Genomic DNA, 23,660 nt, shown 5'->3' on the forward strand with positions numbered 1-23,660 from the left:
TGTGCTTCCTTCCGGTTCAGCCGATGACGAGGTTCATGAGGAGGACACCGCCCAGGCCGAGGAAGGCCAGCACGGTGGTGTAGGTGGTGCGGGACAGGAGGGCCTGGGGCACGGTGAGCCCGAAGTACTCCTTGAACATCCAGAAGCCGGGGTCATTGACGTGGCTGGCGGCGATCGAGCCGCACGCGGTGGCGAGCACCATCAGCTCGGGGGAGACGCCGGACGCGGCGACGAGCGGGGCGGCGACGCCGGCGGCGGTGACGACCGCCACGGTGGCCGAGCCGAGCGCGACCCGCAGGATCACGGCGATCAGCCAGGCGAGCACGATCGGGGACAGGGCCCAGCCCGAGGTGACGTCGGCGATGCGGTCGGCGATGCCGGCCTCGACCAGGACCTGCTTGAACGCGCCGCCGGCACCGATGACCATGAAGATCATCGCCATCGCCTTGGCGGACGAGGAGCAGGAGGCGGCCACCTCGCCGAGCGAGCGGCCGACGCGCGGCCCGAAGACCCAGCACGCCACGAGCAGCGTGATCAGCAGCGCGACCGGCGCGGCGCCGAGGAACTGCACGAGGGGCAGGAACGCGGCCTCGGGCGCGGCGAGCTCGACGACGGCTGCGCCGGCGATGACGACGACGGGCAGGAGGGCGACGAACAGCGACCAGCCGAGGCCGGGCATCTCGTCCTCCTCGAAGTCCTTGTCCGAGACCAGGCCCACGGGGATGGCCGGGTTCATCGCCCGGACGAAGGACAGCCGCGGCCACAGGAACGCGATCAGGGCTCCGGCGGGCACCGCGATGAGCAGGCCGTAGGCGAGGGTCAGGCCGACGGAGGCGCCGTAGGTGGCCGCGACGGCGGTCGGGCCGGGGTGCGGCGGCAGGAACGAGTGCATCGTGGACAGCGCGATGGACATCGGCAGGCCGACCCAGAGCAGGTTCTGCTTCGTGGCCCGCACGAGCGTGAACGCGACGGGCACGATGATGACGAACGCGACCTCGTAGAACATGGTCACGCCGACGAGCATCGCGGTGACGACCATCGCCGCCTGCACACCGCGGGCGCCGAAGGCGTCCACCATCTTCATAGCGATGCGCTGGGCGCCGCCGGCGTCACCCATGACCCGGCCGATCATCGCGCCGAGGCCGATGACGAGCAGCGTGCCGCCGAGCTGGCCGCCGACGCCCTCCTCGAGGATCTCGGGGATGGACTCGACGGGGATGCCCTCCACCAGCGCGACCGCGACGGCCACGAGGAGCAGGGCGATGAAGCCGTTGAGCTTCAGCTTCGTCATGAGGAAGACGAGGACGACGACCGCGACGGCGACGACGAGGAACTCCATGGCCGGGCCCTCAGTCCGTGGTCGCCGCGAGGGCGTCGGCGACCACGACGGCGAGCTCGGCGCGCACCTGCTCGTCGATGTCCCGGGCCGGGGCGAGGCAGACGCCGGCGTCGACGCCGACCAGCCGCAGCCCCTCCTTGAGCACCACGGGGAACGTCGCCCGGTCGACGATGGCACGCAGCGGCGACAGCGCGGCCTGCAGGCGGGCGGCGCGCTCGAGGTCGCCGGCCCGGTACGCCTCGTAGATGCCGGCCACCAGGGCCGGTGCCACGTTGGCGGTCGAGGCGATCGCGCCGTCGGCGCCCTCGCGCAGGCCCTCGAGGATCATGTTGTCGCGGCCGACCAGCACCGCGAAGCCGGCGGGGCGCTCGGTGAGGAACCGGCGCAGGAGGTCCGGGTTCCCGCTCGAGTCCTTGATCCCGACGATGGTCTCGACCTTGGCCAGCTGGAGCACGGTCTCGACGTCGAGGTCGACGCCGGTGCGGCCCGGGTTGGTGTAGAGCACCACCGGCAGGTCGGTCGCCGCGGCGACCTCGGTGTAGTGCGTGAGGAGCTCGTGCTGCGTCGGCGTCATGAAGTACGGGGTGAGGACCGACAGGGCGGAGACCCCGCCGACCTCGGCCACCATGCGGGCGGTGCGCACGCAGTCGCGGGTGGTGATCTCGGAGGCGCCGGCGTAGACCGGGACCCGGCCGGCGACGTGCTCCACCGTGATCTCGACGACGCGACGCTTCTGCCGGTCGTCCAGGCCGTAGATCTCGCCGGAGCTGCCGAGGACGAAGACGCCGTGGACGCCGCCCGCGATGACGTGGTCGAGGAGGGCGCGCAGGCCGTCCTCGAGCAGCTCGCCGTGCGGGTCCAGGGGGGTGACGAGGGCCGGGACGGCACCTGCCGGTACGAACATCGATGTTCCTGTCTATGGAGGCCGTTCAAAGCTACGAACAGCGTTCACGTATGTGGACGCGGTAACGATAGCGGCCCGTCAGACGGGGGCGTCAAGGACCTTGGTCGGATACCCGCAGGGCGGCCGGTGGCCGCGGCGGGAGGTGCGGCACGTGCCGGAAGACCCCTCGCCGGCCGCCGCAGGCCGTACCCTGGGGGCCGTGGCAGCCCCGACCCCGAGAGAACTCGCCGCCGTGCCCGGCGACGCGCCCTCGTCGGCCGTGAAGTCCGCCGCCCGGACCCTGCAGCTGCTCGAGCTCCTCGCCGACCGCGGCGGCGTGCCCGCCCGCCTCGCCGAGCTCGCCGACGAGCTGGGGGCGCCGCGGTCCAGCGTGCACGCCCTGCTGCGCACGCTCAGCGGGTCGGGCTGGGTCCGGACCGACCCGACCGGCACGCTCTACGCGATCGGCCTGCGCTGCCTGCTGGTCGGTACCTCGATCCTCGACTCGGACCCGTACCTGCGCGTCGCCCGGCCCGTGCTCGCCGCGCTGCGCGACCGGCTGGGCGAGACGGTGCACCTGGCCCGCCTCGACGGCGACCGGGTCGTCTACCTCACCACTCACGAGTCGGGGCGCGAGCCGCGGCGGATAGCCCGCGTCGGGCGCGGGCTCCCCGCCCACGCGACGAGCCTCGGGAAAGCGCTGCTCGCCGAGCGCGGCGACGCGCCCGCCGGGCCGCTGGCTGCCGTCACCCACCGCACGATCACCGCGCCGGCGGACCTCACCACCGAGCTCGAGCGCACCCGCCGACGCGGCTACGCGATCGACAACGAGGAGAACACGCCCGGGTTGTGCTGCCTCGGCGTCGCCCTGCGCTACACCCGCCCCGTGCTCGACGCGATCAGCTGCTCGGTGCCGGTCGACCGGATGACCGAGGCGCGCGAGGCGGAGGTGGCCGCGGCCCTGCTCGAGGCGCGCGCGCAGATCGAGGAGAGCGCACCCGTCCAGGGCGTCTTCTAGCCGCCCCGCGCACCCCGTCTCGCGAGCGGCTCAGGTGCGTCTCGGCGCCGCCCGCCCCGACGCGCCCCCGGCGCCGTACACTGGATCGGCTACCCCGCACTCCGCCCGGATGCGGGGCTCCTGTGCTGCCCGCGACCTCGCGAAGGACCCATGAACCTCACCGGACTGCTCCCGCCGCTGCGCACCGACCCGGCCGTCGCGGCCGCCGTCGACCTCGCCGCCGCACCGGTGCTCGCCCCGCAGGTGAGCATCACCGTCCCGCTCGGCGTGCGCGCGCCGCTGGTCGCCGAGATCGCCACCGGCGAGCCGGGCCGGCCCGTCCTCGTCGTCACCGCCACCGGCCGCGAGGCGGACGAGGCGGCCGGCGCCCTGCGGGCCTTCTTGCCGGATGACGACGTCGCCGTCTTCCCGGCCTGGGAGACCCTCCCGCACGAGCGGCTCTCCCCGCGCGCGGACACCGTCGGCCACCGGCTGGCCGTGCTGCGCCGCCTCGCCCACCCCGAGCCGGTCGGCCCGGCCGGCCCCGTCCGGGTCCTCGTCATGCCGGTCCGGGCCCTGCTCCAGCCGGTCGTCGCCGGGCTGGGCGAGCTGGCCCCGGTCGCCCTGGCCCCCGGCCAGCAGGCCGACCTGGAGCAGGTCGCCGCCGACCTGACCGCGGCCGCCTACACCCGGGTGGACATGGTCGAGCGGCGCGGGGAGTTCGCCGTGCGCGGCGGGATCCTCGACGTCTTCCCGCCCACCGAGGACCACCCGGTGCGGGTGGAGTTCTGGGGCGACGAGGTGGAGGAGGTCCGCTGGTTCGCCGTCGCCGACCAGCGCTCCCTCGAGGTCGCCGACCGGGGCCTGTGGGCCCCGCCGTGCCGGGAGCTGCTGCTCACCGAGGACGTCCGGGCCCGCGCCCGGGACCTGGTCCCCGCCCTGCCCGGGGCCGCGGACCTGCTCGAGAAGCTCGGCCAGGGCATCGCGGTGGAGGGCATGGAGTCCCTCGCCCCGGTGCTCGTGGACCGCCTGCAGCCGGTCCTGGACCTGCTGCCCGAGCGCACCCTGGTCGCGCTGTCCGACCCCGAGCGGATCCGCCGCCGCGCGCACGACCTGGTCGCCACCACCGAGGAGTTCCTCGCCGCCGCCTGGGCCTCCGCCGCCCAGGGCGGGACCACCCCGCTGGACCTGCGGGCCGCGTCCTTCGCCCAGCTCGCCGAGGCCCGCGCCCTGGCCCTGACCCGCGGGATGGGCTGGTGGTCGCTGTCCGCGCTGCCCACCGACGCCGAGCTCGCCGCCGCCGCCCCTGCCGGTCCCGTGGCTCCCGCCGGCCCCGCCCCCGCCGGCCCCGCCGGCCCCGCGGCCAGTGCCGGACCCGCCGTCGTTGGCCCCGCCGGCCCCGCCACCGCCGGTCCCGGTCCCGACGGCGACGGCGACGGCGACGGCGACCACGCCGGCACCGCCGGCCCGCTGCGGGTGGCCGCCCGCGACGTCGAGCGCTACGGCGGCGACGTCGCCCGGGCGCTGACCGACCTGGCGCGCCTGGTCCACGACGGCTGGCGGATCGTGCTGACCACCGAGGGCCCCGGGCCGGCCCGCCGGATGTCCGAGCAGCTCGCCGGCGCGGACGTCCCGGCCCGGCTGGTCGCCGACGTCGCCGAGGAGCCGCCGGCCGCCGTCGTGCTGGTCACGACGGCGACCACCGGGCGCGGGTTCGTCGCCCCGGACCTGCGGCTCGCCCTGCTCACCGAGCCCGACCTGACCGGCCGGGCCGGCACCTCCACCCGGGACATGCGCAAGATGCCCTCCCGGCGCCGCGGCGTCGTCGACCCGCTGGCGCTGCGGCCGGGCGACTACGTGGTGCACGAGCAGCACGGGGTGGGCCGGTTCGTCGAGCTCGCCTCCCGCACCGTCGGCACCGGGGCGGACGCCACCACCCGGGAGTACCTGGTCATCGAGTACGCCGCGACCAAGCGCGGCCAGCCCGGGGACCGGCTCTTCGTCCCGACCGACTCCCTGGACCAGGTGACCAAGTACGTCGGCGGGGAGGCGCCGACGCTGAACAAGCTCGGCGGGTCGGACTGGGCCAAGACCAAGAGCCACGCCCGCCGGGCGGTGCGGCAGATCGCCGGGGAGCTCATCCGGCTCTACGCCGCCCGGATGTCCACCCAGGGCCACGCCTTCGCCCCGGACACCCCCTGGCAGCGCGAGCTCGAGGACGCCTTCCCCTACCGGGAGACCCCCGACCAGCTCGTCACCATCGATGAGGTCAAGGCGGACATGGAGAAGCCGACCCCGATGGACCGGCTGATCTCCGGCGACGTCGGCTACGGCAAGACCGAGATCGCCGTGCGGGCGGCGTTCAAGGCCGTCCAGGACGGCAAGCAGGTCGCCGTCCTGGTGCCCACCACCCTGCTCGTCCAGCAGCACCTGGACACCTTCACCGAGCGGTACGCCGGGTTCCCGGTCGCGGTCCGGGCGCTGTCCCGGTTCCAGTCCGACGCCGAGGCGGCGGCGGTGCGCGAGGGGGTGCGGGTCGGCAGCGTCGACGTCGTCATCGGCACCCACCGGCTGCTCACCGGGGAGGTGCGGTTCAAGGACCTGGGCCTGGTCATCATCGACGAGGAGCAGCGCTTCGGCGTGGAGCACAAGGAGACGCTCAAGCAGCTGCGGACCAACGTCGACGTGCTGGCCATGTCCGCCACCCCCATCCCGCGGACCCTGGAGATGGCGGTCACCGGCATCCGGGAGATGTCCACCCTGGCCACCCCGCCGGAGGAGCGGCACCCGGTGCTCACCTTCGTCGGGCCCTACGAGGAGAAGCAGGTGGCCGCCGCGGTCCGGCGCGAGCTGCTCCGCGAGGGCCAGGTCTTCTACGTGCACAACCGGGTGCAGTCCATCGGCCGGGCGGCCGCCCGGCTCGCCGAGCTGGTGCCCGAGGCCCGGATCGGGGTCGCGCACGGGCAGATGGGCGAGCACCAGCTCGAGCAGGTCATCCAGGACTTCTGGCACCGCGAGCTCGACGTGCTGGTGTGCACCACCATCGTCGAGACCGGCCTGGACATCTCCAACGCCAACACCCTGCTGGTCGAGCGGGCCGACGCCTTCGGCCTGGCCCAGCTCCACCAGCTCCGCGGGCGGGTGGGCCGCGGCCGGGAGCGGGCGTACGCCTACTTCCTCTACCCCCCCGAGCGGCCGCTGACCGAGACCGCGCACGACCGGCTGGCCACCATCGCCGCGCACACCGACCTCGGCGCGGGCATCCAGGTGGCCATGAAGGACCTGGAGATCCGCGGCGCCGGCAACCTCCTCGGCGGGGAGCAGTCCGGGCACATCGCCGGGGTCGGGTTCGACCTGTACGTGCGGATGGTCGCCGACGCGGTCGCGGAGTTCCGGGGGGAGAAGGAGACGGAGAAGGCCGACGTGCGGATCGAGCTGCCGATCGACGCCCACGTCCCGCCGGAGTACATCGCGCACGAGCGGCTCCGGCTGGAGGCCTACGCCAAGATCGCCGCGGCCGCCGACGACGACGCGATCGTCGCCGTGCGGGAGGAGCTCACCGACCGGTACGGGCCGGTGCCCGAGCCGGTCGAGCGGCTCTTCGCCGTGGCGGCCCTGCGCGAGCGGGCCCGCGCCGTCGGGCTGACCGAGATCACCGGGCAGGGCAAGTACGTCCGGCTCGCCCCGGTCGAGCTGGCCGAGTCCGCCCAGCTCCGGCTCAAGCGGCTCTACCCCGGCACGGTCCTCAAGCCCGCGGTCCGCACGGTGCTGGTGCCCTACCCGCGCACGGCGAAGCTGGGCGGGAAGCCGCTGACCGACCTGGCGCTGCTGCGGTGGGTGGGGGACCTCATCGGCGCCGTGCTGGAGGACCGGGTGGCGACGGCGGCCGCGGTGGCCGTGCCGTCCTGACCCGCCGGGCCGTGGGCTGACCGGTTGACGACGGCGGCCGCGGTGGCCGTACCGTCCTGACCGGTCGGGCCGTGGTTGACCGGACCGGGGTGCCCCAGCGCCGTGGCGCGCGGCGGGCCAGGGCACCTGACGCGGCCGGTTCGGGCCGCCGTCGTCCGCCACCGCGGCGCCGCCGGCCGCCGGCGTCCCCGCCGGTGCTCCCCGGACCCGCCCGCGCGCCCTACCATGGGCGCTGGTCCTGCACACCCCGGGCACCGGCCCGGGCGACCTTGGAGGTACATCGGTGGTTCCCCAGCGGCCCGCACGCCCGGCCCTCGCCGCCCTCGCCGTCGCCGGCCTCCTGGCCGGCTGCGCGGCGCAGCCCGGCACCGCCGCGTCCATCAACGGGGTGCGGGTGAGCGAGGACGACCTCGCCGACGCGCACGGGGACTACGTCGCGCTGACCAACCAGCCCACCGAGCCCGCCGTCGTCCTGAACACCATGCTCGCCGCGGAGGTGCTCCCCGGCATCGCCGCCGAGCACGACGTGGTCCTGTCCGACGACGACGTGGTCTCCCTCCTCGACCGGCAGGCCGAGGCCGCCGGCACCACCGCCCCCGAGGACGGCTACAGCGACGCCTTCGTTGACCTGGGCCGCTACCTCTTCCTCGTCCCCAGCCTGCAGAACGCCCAGCAGGGCCAGGCGGTGCTCGAGGAGTTCTCCACCGCGATGGCCGACGCCGACATCGAGGTCAACCCGCGCTACGGCACCGTCGACGAGACCGGGATCATCAGCCCGCTCAGCCCGGACTGGATCGCCCAGCCCGAGGGTGCGGACCCCGGGCTGGACCGCTGACACCGAGGGCCGATCTCCCGGACGGGACCGCTGAGCCGGAGGGGCCGAGCCCTCGGCCTGACCGCCCGGCGGGACGGTCCGCACCGCCACCGCTGGAGGGCCGAGCAGCCCGGGCGGATGGTCCCGCGCTGGCCCCGGCGCCCCGTACTACGGTTGAGCCTGTTTGCACACCCTCATCGTTAGGAGACCTACGTGGCCAGCATCGAGGCCGTTGGCGCCCGCGAGATCCTTGACTCGCGCGGCAACCCCACCGTGGAGGTCGAGGTCGCCCTGGAGGACGGCACCGTCGCCCGGGCCGCCGTTCCCTCCGGCGCCTCCACCGGAGCCTTCGAGGCCGTCGAGCGCCGCGACGGCGACGACGGCCGGTACCAGGGCAAGGGCGTGCAGAACGCCGTCGACGCGGTGATCGACACCATCGCCCCCGAGGTGCTCGGGATCGACGCGACCGAGCAGCGCATCATCGACCAGACCCTCCTCGACCTGGACGGCACCGCCAACAAGGGCAAGCTCGGGGCGAACGCCATCCTCGGCGTCTCCCTCGCCGTCGCCAAGGGTGCGGCGGAGTCCGCCGGCCTGCCCTTCTTCCGGTACGTCGGCGGCCCCAACGCCTACCTGCTGCCGGTCCCGATGATGAACATCCTCAACGGCGGCTCGCACGCCGACTCCAACGTCGACATCCAGGAGTTCATGGTCGCCCCGATCGGGGCGGAGAGCTTCAAGGAGGCGCTGCGCTGGGGCGCGGAGACCTACCACGCGCTGAAGTCGGTGCTCAAGGGCCGGGGCCTGGCCACCGGCCTGGGCGACGAGGGCGGCTTCGCGCCGAACCTGGAGTCCAACCGCGCCGCGCTGGACCTCATCCTCGAGGCCATCGAGAAGGCCGGGTACACCCCCGGGGAGGACATGGGCCTGGCGCTCGACGTCGCCTCCACCGAGTTCTTCAGCGACGGCGCCTACCAGTTCGAGGGCCGGTCCACCACCGGCGAGGAGATGATCGCCTACTACAGCGACCTCCTCGCCAACTACCCGCTGGTCTCCATCGAGGACCCGCTGAGCGAGGACGAGTGGGACAGCTGGGCCCAGCTCGTCGCCACCGTCGGGGACCGCGTGCAGATCGTCGGCGACGACCTGTTCGTCACCAACCCCGAGCGGCTGACCCGGGGCATCGAGCTGCGCGCAGCGAACTCCCTGCTCGTCAAGCTGAACCAGATCGGCACGCTGACCGAGACCCTGGACGCCGTCACCCTCGCCCAGCGCAACGGCTTCACCGCGATGGTCTCCCACCGCTCGGGCGAGACCGAGGACACCACCATCGCCGACCTGTCGGTGGCGGTGAACGCCGGCCAGATCAAGACCGGTGCGCCGGCCCGCGGGGAGCGCATCAACAAGTACAACCAGCTCCTCCGCATCGAGGAGGAGCTCGACGACGCCGCGGTCTACGCCGGCCGCAGCGCCTTCCCGCGGGCCGCCCGCCGGGTCTGAGCCCGGCCGGACCCGGCCCCGCTGCGGCGCCTGCTGCGGCGGGGCCGGCCCCGCCTGGGGTCGGCCGGGTGCCGGTGAACCGACGGTCCGCTGCTCGACCGGCTCCGAAGGACCGGGAGGTCCGGTGCGCATGCCGCACCGGGCCTCTGCCGTGCCCGGGCCGCCGCCGGGCGGGCGTCCCGTGCCCCGTGCCGCACCGCCGTCCCTCGCCCCGAGGGTCCGCCGCAGCCCGGTTCTGCAGCACTGGGACGTCCTGGCACCGCGCCCCCGCCGCCTCGCGCTGCGCCGGGCCGGTCTCGCGACTCACGCCCGGGCGTTCCCGGGATCGCCCGGCGCATGGGGGACGATGGAGGCCATGAGCACCCGACGTCCGGCCGCGCCCCGGGGCGCCGCGGGCGCGCGCGGTGCGAACCGTGGCCGGGGCGCCGCCGAGCGGCCCGCCCCGCCGCGCGCCAAGGCCGCGCCCCGCCCCACGGCGTCGGCCGGAGCAACGGCCGCCCGCCCGGCCGGCCGACAGGCCCCGCGCCGGGGCGTCACCCTCGGGGCGCCGCGGGCCGACGGGCGCCCCCGGCCCACCATCAGCCTGCGGGCGCTCGGGCTGCTCATCGTCGCGCTCGTCGCCTTCACCGTGCTGGCCCCCACCCTGCGGTACGCCGTCGCCCAGCAGGAGCAGCTCCGCACCCTCAACGCCCAGGTGAGTGACGCGCGGGAGCGCACCGCCGCCCTGGAGCACGAGCTCGAGCGCTGGCAGGACCCCGCCTACGTGCAGGCCCAGGCCCGGGACCGGCTCGGGTACGTGATGCCGGGGGAGACGCCCTACGTCGTCGTGGACCCGGAGACCGTCACCGGCGGGGAGAGCCCCGCCGAGGCCGAGGCGGCCGAGCGGGCCGCCGCCCGCGCCGCCGCCACCCCCTGGTACGTCCGCGTCTGGGACTCCGTTCAGGTGGCGGGAGAGTCGGCCACCGGCGAGGAGGACCCGTCCGGGTTGACCACGCCCACCGAGGACGCACTGACCCCCACCGGCGCCCCCACCGGTCCGCCCCCGGAGACGCCGTGACCAGCGGGTCCGCCGTCTCGGAGCAGGACCTGGCGGTCCTGACCGAGCAGCTGGGCCGGGAGCCGCGCGGGGTGGTCGCCGTGGCCGCGCGCTGCCGGTGCGGTCGCCCCACCGTGGTGCGCACCGCGCCCCGGCTGCCCGACGGCACCCCCTTCCCCACCTCCTACTACCTCACCCACCCGGCCGCGGTCCGGGCGGTGAGCACCCTGGAGGCCGGTGGGGTGATGGCGGAGATGAACGAGCGCCTCGCCGCCGACGCCGGGCTGCGCGCCGCCTACGCCGCCGCCCACGAGGACTACCTCGCCCGCCGCGCCGAGCTGGGGCACGTGCCGGAGATCGACGGGGTCTCCGCCGGCGGCATGCCCACCCGGGTGAAGTGCCTGCACGCGCTGCTGGCGCACACCCTCGCCGTCGGGCCCGGCGTCAACCCGTTCGGGGACGAGACCCTGGCGCTGCTGGCCGGCCGGTGGTCCCCGGACCGCTGCGCCTGCTGAGCTGGCCGCCTGTCCCGCCGGTGGCTCCGGAGCCGGCCCCTGAGAAGCCGCAGGGAGCACTGCGGGCCGCGGAAGGTGAACGGCTCTGCGTGGCGGTGGCCGGTTCGGCGCCCGTAGCTGACGCGCGGACCCAAGGTGAGACGTGTGCACAGGGCCTGGACCGCCCGAACAGGATCACCGCCGGAGTGAAGGAGTTCCCTTCATGCTGACATCAACCCCAGAAGTTCTCACTGTATATGTGTTCGAGACTGTGGCCCTCGTTAGTCTCTGCGGAAGAGCATCTGAGCCTCGACAAATCCCTCGATGATTCCAAAGTTGCCCGTTATAGAATTATTCTGGCTTGTCTGCATCCAGACGTGGTCGATGTTCTCAAGGCGCCAACCGGATCTCTCGAGTTGCTCGATAAGCCAAGAGGGGTTGAACCTGGAGATTTTAGTGGTCCACTTCCCGCCGGTGCCAGCACCTCCGCCGCTGGTGTGTGCGATGAGTACCGCACATGCATACACATGGACACCCTCTGCTCGCAGTACCTCGGCGTCTCGGAGAATGGGCTCCGCTTCATCTGCTGGGACAAGTTTGACCCTTGCGCGCTCTTCTCTCGCCCTCCCGTGCTCTTCCTTGGCCTTTGCGCGCTCGTCGCGACGTGAACGCTTGTCACCTCTCCTCATCTGATTGTCCCATTTCGCCGCTTGCTTGTCCCAGCTCATCATGAAGCCAGTGTACCGCTGAAGCGTCCTCCAGGCCCGACTTGGGGTACACGACAATTCGGTACCGTCCTCGGTTGAGTCTGATTATGGACAACGTCGACAGAAAGGGGTGTGCTTAGGAATGAACTTCAGAACCAGCGACGTGCGGCATGACGCGGGAGGCCAGGAATGCACTCCCGACTGGCAGTGGCCACCCCGAGTTCACTGACCCGAGTCCGGATTAAAATACCCTCACGTAACTCGGGAGGCCCGCTCTTGCAGCCGCTCGGGCGTCCGGAGGACCGCGTCGGCGCCCGTTGCCCACCCGGTGAACGGCGCGCCGCGGCGGACGCCGGCCGTGGCAGGGTGAGCACGTGACCCGGGTGGCAGCGATCGACTGCGGTACCAACTCCATCCGCCTGCTCATCGCCGACGTGGACGGTCCGGCCGGCCCGGTGCGCGACGTGCTGCGCCGGACGGAGATCGTCCGGCTGGGCCAGGGCGTGGACCGCACCGGTCGCCTGGACCCGGCGGCGCTGGCCCGCACCCTCGCCGCCGCCGGCGCCTACGCCAAGCAGTGCGCCGCGCACGGGGTCGACCGGGTCCGGTTCGTCGCCACCTCCGCCACCCGGGACGCGGAGAACCGGCAGGACTTCGTCGACGGTGTCCGCGCAGCCCTCGGCGTCGAGCCGGAGGTGGTCTCCGGGGAGGAGGAGGCGGCGCTGAGCTTCGCCGGGGCGGCCAGCACGCTGACCGCCGCCGGGCTCGCCGGCCCGCACCTCGTCGTCGACATCGGCGGCGGCTCGACCGAGCTCGTGCTTGGGCAGGGCACGCCGCACGCCGCCGTCTCGGTCGACGTCGGCTGCGTCCGGATCGCCGAGCGCCACCTCGCCACCGACCCGCCGACCGCCGCCGAGGAGGAGGCCGCCCGGGCCGACGTGCGCCACGCGCTCGACGCCGCGGCCGCCGTCGTCCCGCTCGGGCTGACCCGCACGCTCGTCGGGCTCGCCGGGTCGGTCACCACGGTCACCGCCCACGCCCTGGACCTGCCGGAGTACGACCCGGCCCGGATCGACGGCGCCGTGCTGCCGGTGCCGGCGGTGCTGGCGTCGTGCCGGGCCCTGCTCCACGCCACCCGCGCCGAGCGGGCGGCGATGCCGTTCATGCACCCGGGCCGGGTGGACGTCATCGGCGCCGGCGCCCTGGTCTGGTCGGAGATCATCACCCGGGTGCAGGCCGAGGCCACCGCCGCCGGCGGCGGGCTGAGCACGGTGGTGACCAGCGAGCACGACATCCTGGACGGCATCGCCCTGTCCGTGGCGTGACCCGGCACCCCCGCACCCGGTGACGTGAGCGACTGTCCGGCACCCGGTCAGCGCCTCCGGCCCCAGTCAGCGCCCCCGGACCCCAGTCAGCGGCCCCGCACCCGGCCGGTGACCCCTCAGCCCGCCGGCAGGTGGGCGCTGCCGAGGTGCTCGAGGCGCCGCCAGGCCCGGATCCGCAGGGCGACGGCGCCGAGGACCGCGGAGATCAGCGAGCCGAGGATGACCCCGACCCGGGCATGGTCGACCTCCGGGCTGCCGGCGTCGAATGACAGGGTGGCGATGAGCAGGGAGACGGTGAACCCGATGCCGGCGAGCAGGCCCACGGGGACGAGGTCGGCGAGCCGCACGCCCTCCCCGAGCCGCAGCCGGGTCACGGCCAGCAGCACGGCCACCCCGCCCCAGATGCCGAGCAGCTTGCCCAGCGGCAGGGCGAGGTAGACCCCGATCGCCACCGGGTCGGTGAGCACCCCGCCCAGCCCACCGGAGTCGACGACGGAGACGCCGGCGGCGAAGAAGGCGAAGATCGGCAGGACGACCCCGGCGGACCAGGGCTGCAGGGCCGCGGTGAGGCGGTGGGTGAGGGAGGACCGCTCCCCAGCGCCGGCCAGGGCCGGCACGGTCAGACCCATCAGCACCCCGGCGACGGTGGCGTGCACCCCGGAGGCATGCATGAGCGCCCAGGCCACCACGGCGACCGGGACGAGCAGCCACCAGCGGGTGACCCGCGGCTGCACGAGCAGCGCGAAGAGGGCGATCAGGGCCAGCGACGCGCCGAGAAGGAGGAAGTGGATCTGCTCGGTGTAGAACACCGCGATCACGGTGATGCCGAGCAGGTCGTCGACGACGGCGAGGGTGAGCAGGAAGGTCCGCACCGCCGGCGGGAACCCCCGGCCGAAGATGCCCAGGACGGCGACGGCGAACGCGATGTCCGTGGCGACCGGGATCGCCCAGCCGGCGTAGGTGCCCGAGCCGCTGACCGCCTGCACGAGGGTGTTGACCAGCGCCGGGCCGGCCATGCCCAGCACGGCAGCGATCATCGGCACCAGCGCCAGGCGGATGTCGCGCAGGGAGCCGGTGACGAACTCGGTCTTCAGCTCCAGCCCGACCACGAAGAAGAACAGCGCGAGCAGCCCGTCGGAGGCCCACGAGCCGACCGGCAGGGCCAGGTGCAGGCTCTCCGGGCCGATCACGTGGTCGGCGATGGTGTGGTAGGTAGCCCGCCAGGGGGAGTTGGCCCAGACCAGGGCGACGGCGGCGCCGGCCAGGAGCACCATGCCGGCGAACGTCTCGTTGCCAAGGTTCTTCCGGTACCTGCTCAGCAGGCCGCGCCGGGCGGGGCCGCCCGGGGTCGACCCGCGCCGCGGCGACCGGTCCCGGGAGGAGCCGCTCGTGGGGGGCTGGCTCTTGCGGGACCCGCCCGTCCGGGACGTCCCGGCCCGCGGGTACCCGCTCCGGGGCGTCTCGGCCTGCGGCGACCTGCCCGGCGTCGACCCGCGCGCGGGCCCCCCGGCCCCGGTTGCTCCGGGTTCCTCGCTCATCCGCCGCGCTCCTCGCCGCGGGCTCGTCCGCACACGGACCTGGCTGTCGACCGCTCGAGCATCGGCCCAGGATAGGACCCGCCCCGGCGCGGCCGGCCCACCGCCGCGGGAGCGGCGGAGGTCCGCGGCCCGCGGCGGCCGGCGTCGGGAGCGGGCGGTGGGGCAGGATTGGCGCACGCCCCCATAGCCCAATCGGCAGAGGCAGCCGGCTTAAACCCGGCCCAGTGCGGGTTCGAGTCCCGCTGGGGGCACCAGAGCGTGGTCGTTCAAGCGACGTTCCCGGTTTCGACGAGGTACGGCAGGTCGGGGCACATCTCCTGGAGGCGGTAGGTGGCACCGATACCAGAGATCCCCCCACCGATGATGAAGACGTCGACTTCGGTGGGCTGGTCGTTGGTCACGAGGGTTGCCTTCCGCTGTCAGCGCGGGATGACGCCTTGGCGGCGAAGCTCGAGGCGAACGATGTGGGTGTTGGCGGTCGGGAGGATGCGGGCGAGGAGGTCGTGGACCTTGCCGTCGCTGATGACGATGCGTCCCTTGTTCTTCTGGACACCCTTCAAGATCACCTTGGCGGCGTCGGCGGCCGAGATGCCCTTCTGGAGGTTCTCGTGGAACTTCATGCTCGTCTCGGTCTGGTAGTCCGAGTTTACGGTGATGTTCGTTGCGACACGGCCTGGATGGACGGTATGCACGGTGACGTTCTTGATTCCGCGGAGTCGGTGCTCGGCACGCAGCGAGTCGGTGAACCCCCGCACGGCGAACTTCGTCGTGCAGTAGGGGATCATGTATGGCAGCGCGAGGATGCCCTGCGCGCTGGAGATGTTGATGATGGCAGCCTCGGGTCGCTGGCGAATCGACGGGTACGCCTTCTGCGTGGTGTGGACGACGCCCCAGTAGTTGATGTCGGTGATGCGGTCGAAGTCTGCGGCGGTGAGCTCGTCGAAGGTGCGGTCGCCGAGTGCGATCCCGGCGTTGTTGAACAACAGATCTATTTGACCGAACCGATCGAGCACGGCGTCGATGAATCCGTCGATGGCGGTGCGGTCGCTCATGTCGACCTTGAGCGCGAGGTACGGGACGCCGAGGGCGGCGATCTCCTCTTCGGTGCTCTCGAGCTTCGCGATGTCGCAGAACGCGACGTGTGCACCAGCCCTGGCCAGCTCCACGACCAGTGCGTGCCCGATCCCGCTCCCGCCGCCGCCGGTGACGACCGCGACCTTGCCCGCGAAGCTCTTCATCCTGGTCCTCCTCGATCTGATGATGGTGCGCATCACATTACAGGCTCTGCGCAGATGAGGGTGGAGCACGGTGAGGACCGGACCGGGGCGGACCCGGCGCGTCGCTGCACGGGTAGAGGTCGAGGCCTCCCGGCGATGGGGTTCCTACACCGACCCAGCCAGGAGACCTCGACGTTGTCCGACGCTACCTTCGACCGCCCGGACCTGACCACGTTCGCCGGCCTGGACGACCTCGGCCTGGAGGTCATCGGGCAGCGCCTGGAGGCCGAGCGTGCGGTGCTGGCCTGCCGGTGGTGGCCGATGAGGGCGACGGCTGGTGCAAGCGCTGCGGGTGCGAGGGCATCCCGCCGGACACGATCGTCCGGCGCCTGTCCCACGAGCCGCTGGGCTGGCGCCCCACCGTGCTCATGATCAGGCTCCGGTCAGGCGGGCAGGCTCACAGCCCACCACCGCCAACCAGCGGTCACAGCACGGCGGCCCCAGGGCCGTCGTCGTCCCGCTGGCCGGAGCCCCGAAACCACGGGCGACCACCCACACGACTCCTCGGGCTGCGGCGCAGCCCCGTTAGGATGTTCCCTATGACGACCGAATCGCCGGAACCGGCGAACGGGGGCCGGGTCTACGGTGGCGAGGCGCCCGCCGATCGGGCGGCACGCCGCCGCCGTCAACTCATGGACGCGGGCCTGGAACTGTTCGGAACGGTCGGGTTCCGAAAGACGACCGTGCGTCAGCTCTGTGGCCAGGCGCGGGTAGCCGACCGCTACTTCTACGAAGAGTTCAATGGCACCGAGGACCTGCTCCTGGCGGTGTACGACGAATGCCATCACCGACTCCGGCAGGCTGTCGCGGACGCGTGGGCCGGCGTGCCGCCGACTGAACCGGCACACATCGCCGTCGCCGCAGGACTCGACAGCTTTTTGGCGTACGTCGAGCAACACCCCCCGCTGGCGCGACTCGTCTGGTTCGAAATCCTTGGCGTCAGTCGAGCCGTAGAGAGCCGCCACATCCAGCGGCTGTCAGAGTTCGGTGAGCTAATCGGTCGGCTCGTCGAGACCCGCGGAGGGACAATCGTGGCTGTCGGCGCGGCGCGTTCCGTTCTTCTCACCGCTGTAGCCGGCGGCGTCAGCCAGGTCACGATGGCCTGGATCGACGAGAACTTTGCTACTGCTCGAGACGAGCTCGTCAGTTCCCTGGTCCCGTACGTCGTGGGGGCGTCGACGTTTGCTCCCGCGACGGCGTGAGCTTGGACGTCTGGACCGTCGGGGTTGCGGTCGCGACCGGTCGACGCCGTCGTCGCGGGGTCGGCGGGGTCGCCGTCGTCGCGGGGGTCGGCGGGGTCGCCGTCGTCACCCTCGCCGCCGCCAAGACCGGGTGCCGGGGACCCGGCGCCCATACGCTGAGGCCCACGCCGACAGGAGGTCGCAGCATGCTCGAGCCCGTCCACGACGGCTACCTCGCGGACCCGTTCGTCCTGCGGCTGCCGGACGGCACCTACGCCGCCTACGGCTCCGGGCCGCCGCCCGCCGAGGCGCACCCCGGTGCGCGGGCGTTCGACGCGCTCTGGTCGGCGACCCTGGAGTCCTGGGAGCCGCGCGGGCCGGTGCTGGAGCGGCTGCCGGCCGACCTGGGGGAGGACTACTGGGCCCCCGAGGTCGCCGTCGCCGAGGGCGGCTACTGGATGTACTACTCCGTCGGGCACGGCGACCACGGCCACCACCTGCGGGTCGCCCGCGGGGACGGCCCGTTCGGCCCCTTCCGGGACCTGGGCCGCAACCTCACGCCGGAAGAGAGCTTCGCGATCGACGCCCACCCCTTCCGCGACGACGACGGCCGCTGGTACCTCTTCTTCGCCCGGGACATCCTCGACGCCGAGCGCCCCGGCACCCACCTCGCCGTCGCCCCCATGACGTCGATGACCGAGCTCGGCCCGACCACCGCGGTCCTGGCGCCGAACGCCGACTGGCAGGTCTTCCAGCACGACCGGCAGATGTACGGTCGCCGGTACACCTGGCACACCCTCGAGGGGCCCTCGGTCGTCCGCCGGCACGGGCGGTACTGGCTCACCTACTCCGGCGGGGCCTGGACCGGGCCCGCCTACGCGGTCTCCTGGGCCACCGCCGACCACCCCCTCGGGCCCTGGCGGCACGCCCCGGCCGGCACCGCGCCGCTCCTGCGCACCCGGCCCGGGCTGGTCGGCCCGGGCCACAACAGCCTCACCACCGCTCCCGACGGCAGCGACGTCATCGCCTTCCACGCCTGGGACGCCGCCGGCGGCAAGCGGCAGATGTACCTCGAGCGGCTGGTGATCTCGCCGCGCGGGCTGTCGGTCCCGGCGCTGGCCGGGGCGCCCAGCCCCCAGCACTGACGGCAGCGGCGGGTCGGCAGCGCCGTCCCGAGGGCGCCCGTGACCAGGCCCACCTCCACCTCCGGGTGTGCCACTAGGACCTCGGTCCTAGCATGAGAGCCATGGCCGTGAACCCGCGTTCCGTCGCCCTGCCGTCCGTCGTCGCCGCCGCCCTCGCCGGCGCCGGTGCCCTGGCGGTGCGCGCCCGCCGCGACGCCCAGGACGACCGCGACGACCGCCCTGTCCAGCCCGGCGGCACCCCGCGGATCCTCATCGTCGGCGGCGGCTACATCGGCCTCTACACCGCGTTCAGCCTGCGCAAGCAGCTGGGCCGCGACGCCGCCGAGATCGCCGTCGTCGACCCGCGCCCGTACATGACCTACCACCCCTTCCTCCCCGAGGCAGCGGCCGGGTCCATCGAGCCGCGCCACGTGGTGACCTCCCTGCGCCGCGAGCTCCGCGGCGCGACGGTCCTCACCGGCAACGTCACCGAGGTCCGCCACGCCGAGCGCAAGGCGGTCATCACCCCGCTCGTCGAGGACGAGGAGCCCTACGAGGTGACCTACGACCACCTCGTCATCGGGGTCGGCTCCGTGCCCCGCACGCTGCCCATCCCCGGCCTGGCCGAGTTCGCGAACGGCTTCAAGCAGATTGAGGAGGCCACCGCGCTGCGGAACCAGGTCCTCAACCGGATGGCCGTGGCCGCCTCGAGCTGGGACCCCGAGCTGCGGCGCCGCATGCTGACGTTCGTCTTCGTCGGCGGCGGGTTCGCCGGCGTCGAGGCCATCGGCGAGGTCGAGGACATGGCCCGGACCGCCACCAAGGAGTTCGACTCCATCGAGGAGGAGGACCTCCGCTTCGTCCTGGTCGAGGGCACCGGGCGGATCCTGCCCGAGCTGGGGGAGGAGCTGGGCGGCTACGCGATCGAGCAGCTCCGCGCCCGCGGCGTCGACATCCGGCTCAACACCTTCCTCAACTCCTGCGTGGACGGGCACATCGAGCTCTCCTCCGGCGAGAAGTTCGAGGCGGACACCGTGGTGTGGACCGCCGGGGTCAAGGCCAACCCGATGCTCGCCGACACCGACCTCCCGCTGGACGAGCGCGGCCGGGTCCGGACCAACGCGATGCTGCAGGTCGTCGACGAGAACGGGGACGTCGTCCCCAACGCCTGGGCCGCCGGGGACTGCGCGGCGGTCCCGGACCTCACCGCCGCCGCCCCCGGGGCCACCACCGCCCCGACGGCGCAGCACGCCGTCCGCCAGGGCCGCCAGCTCGGCACCAACCTGGTCCGCGTCCTGCGCGGGCAGGCGCCGGAGGAGTACCGGCACGAGAACATCGGCACGGTCGCCTCCCTCGGCCTGTACAAGGGGGTCGCGCAGATCCAGGGCCACAAGTTCCGCGGGCCGCTCGCCTGGTTCATGCACCGCACCTACCACGTGCTGGCCATGCCCTCCTTCGAGCGCAAAGTCCGCATCCTCGCGGACTGGACCGAGGCCCTGTTCTTCCGCCGCGAGCTGGTCGCGCTGGACGCCCTGCAGAACCCGCGGGCGGCCTTCACGGCGGCCGCGGCCTCGGGCAAGAAGCCGGCGCCGTCGCACGACAAGGCCTCCATCCCCGGCGGGAAGCAGCCCTCCGGCAACCAGTGACCCGGCCGGCCGGCCCCGTCGGCGGGAGCTCTGGCCCTGCGTCCCGGGGCGGGGCACAATGGCACCGGGCGGGCAGGTCGACCTCGTTGTCCAGCCACGTGCTGTGACCTGACCGAGCCGCAAGGCCAATTGATGGCGGCCTGCCCGCCCCGCCGCCCGCCGTCGTCCGCCGGGTCGACGCTCCAGGTGCGCGACCTCAGGCGTCCCGCTGGCTCAGGCGTCGCGCCGGCGCAGCAGCACCGCCCCGGCGACCAGCGCCAGGACCGCGTAGCCGCCCAGCACCGCCACGCCTTGCCACGGGCTGAGCCCGTCCCCGATGGCGAGCATCTCGCTGACCGCGACGAACGCGGTGGCGGCCGGCAGCGGGAGGTAGGCGAGGGCGTCCTGCACCCAGTCCAGCGAGATGAACTGCAGGATCATCGGCAGCAGGAGCAGCGCGCCGAGGACCGCGGTGATGGTGCCGGCGCTGTGCCGCAGGACCGCGCCCAGCCCCAGGGCGAACAGCGCGACGGCGACGAGGAAGTACACCGTGCCGCCGAAGACCTGCCAGGTGTCCGGGTCGTCCATCGCGGGGACCAGGTCGTGCTCGGCCAGCATCGGCGCCGTCACCAGCGCCGAGACGGCGATGCCGACGGCGGCCACCACCACGGTGAGCCCGACCAGGATGATCGCCTTGGCGGCGAGCACCGGCAGCCGGGTGGGCACCGCGGCGAGGGTGGAGCGGATCATGCCGGTGCTGTACTCACCGGTCATCGCCAGCGCCCCCAGCACGGCCACGGTCACCATGGCGAACTGGTAGCCCCCGGTGATCACCTCGGCCCCGTGGATGCTCACCGGCCCGCCCCCGCCGAACTCGGGGTCCATCAGCACCTCCAGCGAGGCGGCCTGGGCCAGGGCGAACAGGGCCATGACGACGACGGTCACGGCGAGGGTCCACCACGTCGAGCGCAGCGAGAGCAGCTTGATCCACTCCCCGCGCAGCACCCCGAGGAAGGTCAGGCGCGGCGCGGGCCCGGCCGCCGCGCGGCGGCCGGCGGGCGGGGCGGCGGTGGTGGCGGTGCTCATCGGCTGGCCTCCTCGGCGGCGGGGGCGGACTGGTACTCCACGGCGTCCTGGGTCAGGGCCAGGTAGGCGTCCTCCAGGCTGCCGCGGGTCGGGGTCAGCTCGTGCAGGACGAGGCCGGCGGCGGCCGCCGCCTCCCCGACCTGCTCGGCGCCCAGGCCGCTGACCTGGAGCAGCCCCGGCTCGGGACCGGCCACGGTGGCGCCGCGGGCGGTGAGGAGCTCGGCGAGGTCGGTGGCCTGCGGGGAGCGGACCCGCACCGCGCTGGCCTGCACCGCGTCGATCACGTCCTGCACCGGCCCGGCCGTGATGATCCGGCCCCTGCCGATGACGAGGAGCTGGTCGGCGGTCTGCGCCATCTCGCTCATCAGGTGGGAGGAGAGGAAGACGGTGCGGCCGGACTCGGCGAGGTAGCGCACCAGCTGGCGCACCCACTTCACGCCCTCGGGGTCCAGGCCGTTGACCGGCTCGTCCAGGATGAGGGTGCGCGGGTCGCCGAGCATGGCCGCGGCGATGCCCAGCCGCTGGCCCATCCCGAGCGAGAACCCGCCCACCCGCTTGCCGGCGACGTCGCCCAGCCCGGTCATCTCGATGACCTCGTCCACCCGCCGTCGGGAGATGTTGTGGGTGGCCGCCATGGTGCGCAGGTGGGACCGCGCGGTCCGCCCGGGGTGCACGGCCTTGGCGTCGAGCAGCACCCCGACCTCCCGCAGCGGCGAGCGGTGCTCGCTGTACGGCCGGCCGTTGACCGTCACCGTCCCGGCCGTGGGCCGGTCCAGCCCGACGATCATCCGCATGGTGGTGGACTTCCCCGCCCCGTTCGGCCCGAGGAACCCGGTGACGCTGCCGGGCCGGACGGTGAAGCTGACGCCGTCGACGGCGACCTTCTCGCCGTACCGCTTGGTCAGGGCGTCTGCCTCGATCATGTCCGGGCCTCTCCAGAGCTGCTGTCAGGGGTCCACGGGCCGCACCGGTCCCCGGCGGGACCGGGCGCCGTCGGCCCGGCGCCCGGGCGTGCGGCCCGGTGCGTAGCCTGTCATCCCCGACCGTCCGCGGTCACGTCCATACCCCGCCCGGTCACCCACGCGCCCCGCCCGGTCGCCCATGCCCGGCCCTCTTCGCCCCATGCCTGCCCGTCACCCCATGCCCCGCCTGTGCCCCTGGAAAGCACCTGGCCCCGAGCCACCAGCGGCCGAGGACGGGCGGGAACACCCGGGCCGGGCCGGCCGTTTGTCCGGTCAGCACCAGCTGTCGGCGTCTCCCGCACCCTAGGATGGGCGTCAGGCCAGCGACACCAGCGCGTCACCGGGCGCCGCGACCAGGAGGCACAGTGAGCAACCCCGTCTTTGAGAAGAGCCCGTACTTCGGGCAGAACGCCCAGCGCACGCCCGCCGGCTACCCGGCCTACCCGGGGTACGTTCCCGACGGCGGCCGGCCCGCCGCCCGTCAGCCGGCACCGAGCCAGCCCGGCCTGGCCGCCGGGGAGGTGGCGGACCTCGAGCGCGCGTACCGCCAGCCGCCCGCCGCGCCCGCCGACACCGGCCGGATGACCTACGACGACGTCATCGTCAAGACCGGCCTGGTCCTCGCCGTCATCGTGCTCGCCGGCGCGGCCCACTGGGTCGCCGGTCCGAACGTGGCGCTGACCATGGGTGGCGCGCTCGTCGGCCTGGTCCTGGGCCTGGTCAACTCCTTCAAGCGGGAGCCGAGCAAGGGCCTGATCCTCGCCTACGCCGCGGCCGAGGGCGTCTTCCTCGGCGGCATCTCCGCGGTCTTCAACGCCCAGTGGGAGGGCATCGTCCTCCAGGCGGTGATCGGCACGGCCGCCACGTTCGCCGCGGCGCTGTTCCTGTTCAAGTCCGGCACCGTCCGGGTCACCCCGAAGCTGACCCGCATCGTGCTCGTCGCCCTCGTCGGGTACGCGCTGTTCTCGCTGGTGAACGTGGTCCTCATGCTCACCGGCGCGTCCGCCGACCCGTGGGGGCTGCGCACGGGCGTGGAGCTGATGGGGATCCCGCTGGGCGTGTTCATCGGTGTCTTCGCCGTCGGGCTGGCTGCGGTCTGCCTGATCATGGACTTCGACGCCATCAAGCGCGGCGTGGACGCCGGCGTCCCCGGCCGCTTCGCCTGGTCCGCGGCGTTCGGGCTGGCGGTGACCCTGGTGTGGCTGTACCTGGAGTTCCTGCGCCTGCTCGCCATCCTGCGCGAGGAGTGAGCGCGCGGCCGGCGACCCTCGCAGCCGCCGGTCGCTGCCGGCCCGACCCTGTGCGTCACCGCGTCAGTCGGTGACCTCGCAGAAGCGCAGGATGTTCCCGAAGGGGTCGGTCACCTCGACCGTGGGCCCTCCAGGAGCGTCGCGGTCGATGCCGGGGCGCAGGCGGGGGTGCGGCCGTCCAGAGATGTCGGCATGGAAGGCGGCAGCACTGGCAACGGGTACCCACACCGCGGCGCCCGGCGTGCCGTCGCCGTGGTGCTCGGACAGGTCCACCACGGTCTCGTCGCGGCGGATGCGCAGGTACAGGGGCATGCCGGGCTCGAAGCGGTGCTCCCACTCGACGGCGAACCGGAGGTAGTCCAGGTAGAACTCCCGGGCCAGTGCTTCGTCGTGGATGCGGAGCACCGGAACCGCTGGTCCCGAGGCCGCGTGCGGGGTGGACAGCATGGCCGACGCGGTGTTCCAGTCGGTGAAGCCGAGCTGCTGGGAGACGATCTCCAGCGCGCGGCTGTGGCTGATCGAGATGTCGGTCGCGGCGAGACTGCGGCGAAGCGCTCGTGCAGCGGTCTTGGCGTCGCTCAGGGACAGATTCATCGGTTCTGCGCTCTCTCGG

The 23,660-nt window shown here is 73.6% G+C and carries 20 protein-coding genes, 1 tRNA gene and 1 pseudogene; 13 read left to right on the forward strand and 9 right to left on the reverse strand.

From position 1 onward, the window contains the following. Positions 1-16: 16 nt before the first annotated feature. Entirely contained in the window at positions 17-1,339 is a 1,323-nt protein-coding gene (locus MF406_RS04865; RefSeq protein WP_242896865.1) for a gluconate:H+ symporter, read from the reverse strand. Between the two features lie 10 nt (positions 1,340-1,349). After that, positions 1,350-2,243 (reverse strand): dihydrodipicolinate synthase family protein, encoded by an 894-nt coding sequence (locus MF406_RS04870; protein WP_242896866.1) that lies wholly within the window; start codon positions 2,241-2,243, stop codon positions 1,350-1,352. Positions 2,244-2,442: 199 nt separating this feature from the next. Here MF406_RS04870 and MF406_RS04875 point away from each other — a divergent pair, with 199 nt between their 5' ends. The 6 genes from MF406_RS04875 to MF406_RS04900 all read left to right on the forward strand — a co-directional run bounded on the left by MF406_RS04875 (position 2,443) and on the right by MF406_RS04900 (position 10,993). Next, positions 2,443-3,240, forward strand: a complete 798-nt coding sequence (locus MF406_RS04875; protein WP_242896867.1) for an IclR family transcriptional regulator — start codon at positions 2,443-2,445, stop codon at positions 3,238-3,240. Positions 3,241-3,390: 150 nt separating this feature from the next. After that, positions 3,391-7,128 (forward strand): transcription-repair coupling factor, encoded by a 3,738-nt coding sequence (gene mfd / locus MF406_RS04880; protein WP_242896868.1) that lies wholly within the window; start codon positions 3,391-3,393, stop codon positions 7,126-7,128. A gap of 283 nt (positions 7,129-7,411) precedes the next feature. Further along, complete coding sequence (locus tag MF406_RS04885) at positions 7,412-7,963, forward strand: hypothetical protein (protein ID WP_242896869.1); 552 nt, start codon at positions 7,412-7,414, stop codon at positions 7,961-7,963. 192 nt (positions 7,964-8,155) lie between these two features. Further along, positions 8,156-9,442 carry a phosphopyruvate hydratase gene (gene eno, locus MF406_RS04890; RefSeq protein WP_242896870.1) on the forward strand — a complete coding sequence of 429 codons (1,287 nt, stop codon included), beginning with the start codon at positions 8,156-8,158 and terminating at the stop codon, positions 9,440-9,442. A gap of 355 nt (positions 9,443-9,797) precedes the next feature. Next, positions 9,798-10,499: a septum formation initiator family protein gene (locus tag MF406_RS04895; RefSeq protein WP_242896871.1), complete on the forward strand. Its 702-nt coding sequence runs from the start codon at positions 9,798-9,800 to the stop codon at positions 10,497-10,499. Further along, complete coding sequence (locus MF406_RS04900; RefSeq protein ID WP_242896872.1) at positions 10,496-10,993, forward strand: DUF501 domain-containing protein; 498 nt, start codon at positions 10,496-10,498, stop codon at positions 10,991-10,993. Before MF406_RS04895 ends, MF406_RS04900 begins: the two co-directional genes overlap by 4 nt. A gap of 260 nt (positions 10,994-11,253) precedes the next feature. Here MF406_RS04900 and MF406_RS04905 read toward each other — a convergent pair whose 3' ends face one another. Continuing rightward, positions 11,254-11,703 carry a hypothetical protein gene (locus tag MF406_RS04905; protein WP_242896873.1) on the reverse strand — a complete coding sequence of 150 codons (450 nt, stop codon included), beginning with the start codon at positions 11,701-11,703 and terminating at the stop codon, positions 11,254-11,256. A 350-nt stretch (positions 11,704-12,053) separates the two neighbouring features. On the opposite strand from MF406_RS04905, the gene MF406_RS04910 reads away from it, so the two are divergent. Beyond that, positions 12,054-13,004, forward strand: a complete 951-nt coding sequence (locus MF406_RS04910) for a Ppx/GppA phosphatase family protein (RefSeq protein WP_242896874.1) — start codon at positions 12,054-12,056, stop codon at positions 13,002-13,004. A 116-nt stretch (positions 13,005-13,120) separates the two neighbouring features. Here MF406_RS04910 and nhaA read toward each other — a convergent pair whose 3' ends face one another. Then, complete coding sequence (gene nhaA, locus MF406_RS04915) at positions 13,121-14,542, reverse strand: Na+/H+ antiporter NhaA (RefSeq protein WP_242896875.1); 1,422 nt, start codon at positions 14,540-14,542, stop codon at positions 13,121-13,123. Between the two features lie 177 nt (positions 14,543-14,719). Here nhaA and MF406_RS04920 point away from each other — a divergent pair. Next, positions 14,720-14,796, forward strand: a tRNA-Leu gene (locus MF406_RS04920). 12 nt (positions 14,797-14,808) lie between these two features. Here MF406_RS04920 and MF406_RS18685 read toward each other — a convergent pair. Both MF406_RS18685 and MF406_RS04925 read right to left on the reverse strand, forming a co-directional pair. Further along, positions 14,809-14,943 (reverse strand): hypothetical protein, encoded by a 135-nt coding sequence (locus MF406_RS18685; protein WP_256463936.1) that lies wholly within the window; start codon positions 14,941-14,943, stop codon positions 14,809-14,811. Between the two features lie 18 nt (positions 14,944-14,961). Beyond that, positions 14,962-15,813 carry an SDR family oxidoreductase gene (locus MF406_RS04925; protein WP_242896876.1) on the reverse strand — a complete coding sequence of 284 codons (852 nt, stop codon included), beginning with the start codon at positions 15,811-15,813 and terminating at the stop codon, positions 14,962-14,964. Positions 15,814-15,954: 141 nt separating this feature from the next. On the opposite strand from MF406_RS04925, the pseudogene MF406_RS04930 reads away from it, so the two are divergent. The 4 genes and pseudogenes from MF406_RS04930 to MF406_RS04945 form a co-directional block, all read left to right on the forward strand. Further along, positions 15,955-16,202 (forward strand): annotated as a pseudogene (locus tag MF406_RS04930) (ISL3 family transposase); the annotation flags it as partial. A 156-nt stretch (positions 16,203-16,358) separates the two neighbouring features. Further along, positions 16,359-17,021 (forward strand): TetR/AcrR family transcriptional regulator, encoded by a 663-nt coding sequence (locus MF406_RS04935; RefSeq protein WP_242897683.1) that lies wholly within the window; start codon positions 16,359-16,361, stop codon positions 17,019-17,021. 185 nt (positions 17,022-17,206) lie between these two features. Beyond that, the gene (locus tag MF406_RS04940; protein WP_242896877.1) at positions 17,207-18,145 is read left to right on the forward strand and encodes a glycoside hydrolase family 43 protein; all 939 of its coding nucleotides are present in this window, start codon (positions 17,207-17,209) and stop codon (positions 18,143-18,145) included. Positions 18,146-18,246: 101 nt separating this feature from the next. Next, positions 18,247-19,770 carry an NAD(P)/FAD-dependent oxidoreductase gene (locus MF406_RS04945; RefSeq protein WP_242896878.1) on the forward strand — a complete coding sequence of 508 codons (1,524 nt, stop codon included), beginning with the start codon at positions 18,247-18,249 and terminating at the stop codon, positions 19,768-19,770. Between the two features lie 213 nt (positions 19,771-19,983). On the opposite strand, the gene MF406_RS04950 is transcribed toward MF406_RS04945, so the two are convergent. Both MF406_RS04950 and MF406_RS04955 read right to left on the reverse strand, forming a co-directional pair. Continuing rightward, the gene (locus MF406_RS04950; RefSeq protein WP_242896879.1) at positions 19,984-20,835 is read right to left on the reverse strand and encodes an ABC transporter permease subunit; all 852 of its coding nucleotides are present in this window, start codon (positions 20,833-20,835) and stop codon (positions 19,984-19,986) included. After that, the gene (locus MF406_RS04955; protein WP_242896880.1) at positions 20,832-21,758 is read right to left on the reverse strand and encodes an ABC transporter ATP-binding protein; all 927 of its coding nucleotides are present in this window, start codon (positions 21,756-21,758) and stop codon (positions 20,832-20,834) included. Before MF406_RS04955 ends, MF406_RS04950 begins: the two co-directional genes overlap by 4 nt. A gap of 404 nt (positions 21,759-22,162) precedes the next feature. Here MF406_RS04955 and MF406_RS04960 point away from each other — a divergent pair, with 404 nt between their 5' ends. After that, positions 22,163-23,047 (forward strand): Bax inhibitor-1/YccA family protein, encoded by an 885-nt coding sequence (locus tag MF406_RS04960; RefSeq protein ID WP_242896881.1) that lies wholly within the window; start codon positions 22,163-22,165, stop codon positions 23,045-23,047. Between the two features lie 63 nt (positions 23,048-23,110). Here the strand turns inward: MF406_RS04960 and MF406_RS04965 are convergent, their stop codons facing one another. Then, on the reverse strand, positions 23,111-23,641 hold the full coding sequence (locus tag MF406_RS04965; RefSeq protein ID WP_242896882.1) for a glyoxalase superfamily protein: 531 nt from the start codon (positions 23,639-23,641) through the stop codon (positions 23,111-23,113). Between the last annotated feature and the right edge of the window lie 19 nt (positions 23,642-23,660).

This window comes from Georgenia sp. TF02-10 (assembly GCF_022759505.1).
In the GTDB taxonomy this organism is placed as follows: Bacteria; Actinomycetota; Actinomycetes; order Actinomycetales; family Actinomycetaceae; genus TF02-10.

What these genes read in the sequence shown, in the direction of transcription:
- nhaA (WP_242896875.1), bottom strand. Translation starts at nt 14,542, where the DNA reads ATGAGCGAGGAACCCGGAGCAACCGGGGCCGGGGGGCCCGCGCGCGGG.
- MF406_RS04925 (WP_242896876.1), bottom strand. Translation starts at nt 15,813, where the DNA reads ATGCGCACCATCATCAGATCGAGGAGGACCAGGATGAAGAGCTTCGCG.
- MF406_RS04895 (WP_242896871.1), top strand. Translation starts at nt 9,798, where the DNA reads ATGAGCACCCGACGTCCGGCCGCGCCCCGGGGCGCCGCGGGCGCGCGC.
- MF406_RS04950 (WP_242896879.1), bottom strand. Translation starts at nt 20,835, where the DNA reads ATGAGCACCGCCACCACCGCCGCCCCGCCCGCCGGCCGCCGCGCGGCG.
- MF406_RS04945 (WP_242896878.1), top strand. Translation starts at nt 18,247, where the DNA reads ATGGCCGTGAACCCGCGTTCCGTCGCCCTGCCGTCCGTCGTCGCCGCC.
- MF406_RS04870 (WP_242896866.1), bottom strand. Translation starts at nt 2,243, where the DNA reads ATGTTCGTACCGGCAGGTGCCGTCCCGGCCCTCGTCACCCCCCTGGAC.
- MF406_RS04955 (WP_242896880.1), bottom strand. Translation starts at nt 21,758, where the DNA reads ATGATCGAGGCAGACGCCCTGACCAAGCGGTACGGCGAGAAGGTCGCC.
- MF406_RS04940 (WP_242896877.1), top strand. Translation starts at nt 17,207, where the DNA reads ATGCTCGAGCCCGTCCACGACGGCTACCTCGCGGACCCGTTCGTCCTG.
- MF406_RS04935 (WP_242897683.1), top strand. Translation starts at nt 16,359, where the DNA reads ATGACGACCGAATCGCCGGAACCGGCGAACGGGGGCCGGGTCTACGGT.
- MF406_RS04865 (WP_242896865.1), bottom strand. Translation starts at nt 1,339, where the DNA reads ATGGAGTTCCTCGTCGTCGCCGTCGCGGTCGTCGTCCTCGTCTTCCTC.
- mfd (WP_242896868.1), top strand. Translation starts at nt 3,391, where the DNA reads ATGAACCTCACCGGACTGCTCCCGCCGCTGCGCACCGACCCGGCCGTC.
- MF406_RS04965 (WP_242896882.1), bottom strand. Translation starts at nt 23,641, where the DNA reads ATGAATCTGTCCCTGAGCGACGCCAAGACCGCTGCACGAGCGCTTCGC.
- MF406_RS04905 (WP_242896873.1), bottom strand. Translation starts at nt 11,703, where the DNA reads ATGATGAGCTGGGACAAGCAAGCGGCGAAATGGGACAATCAGATGAGG.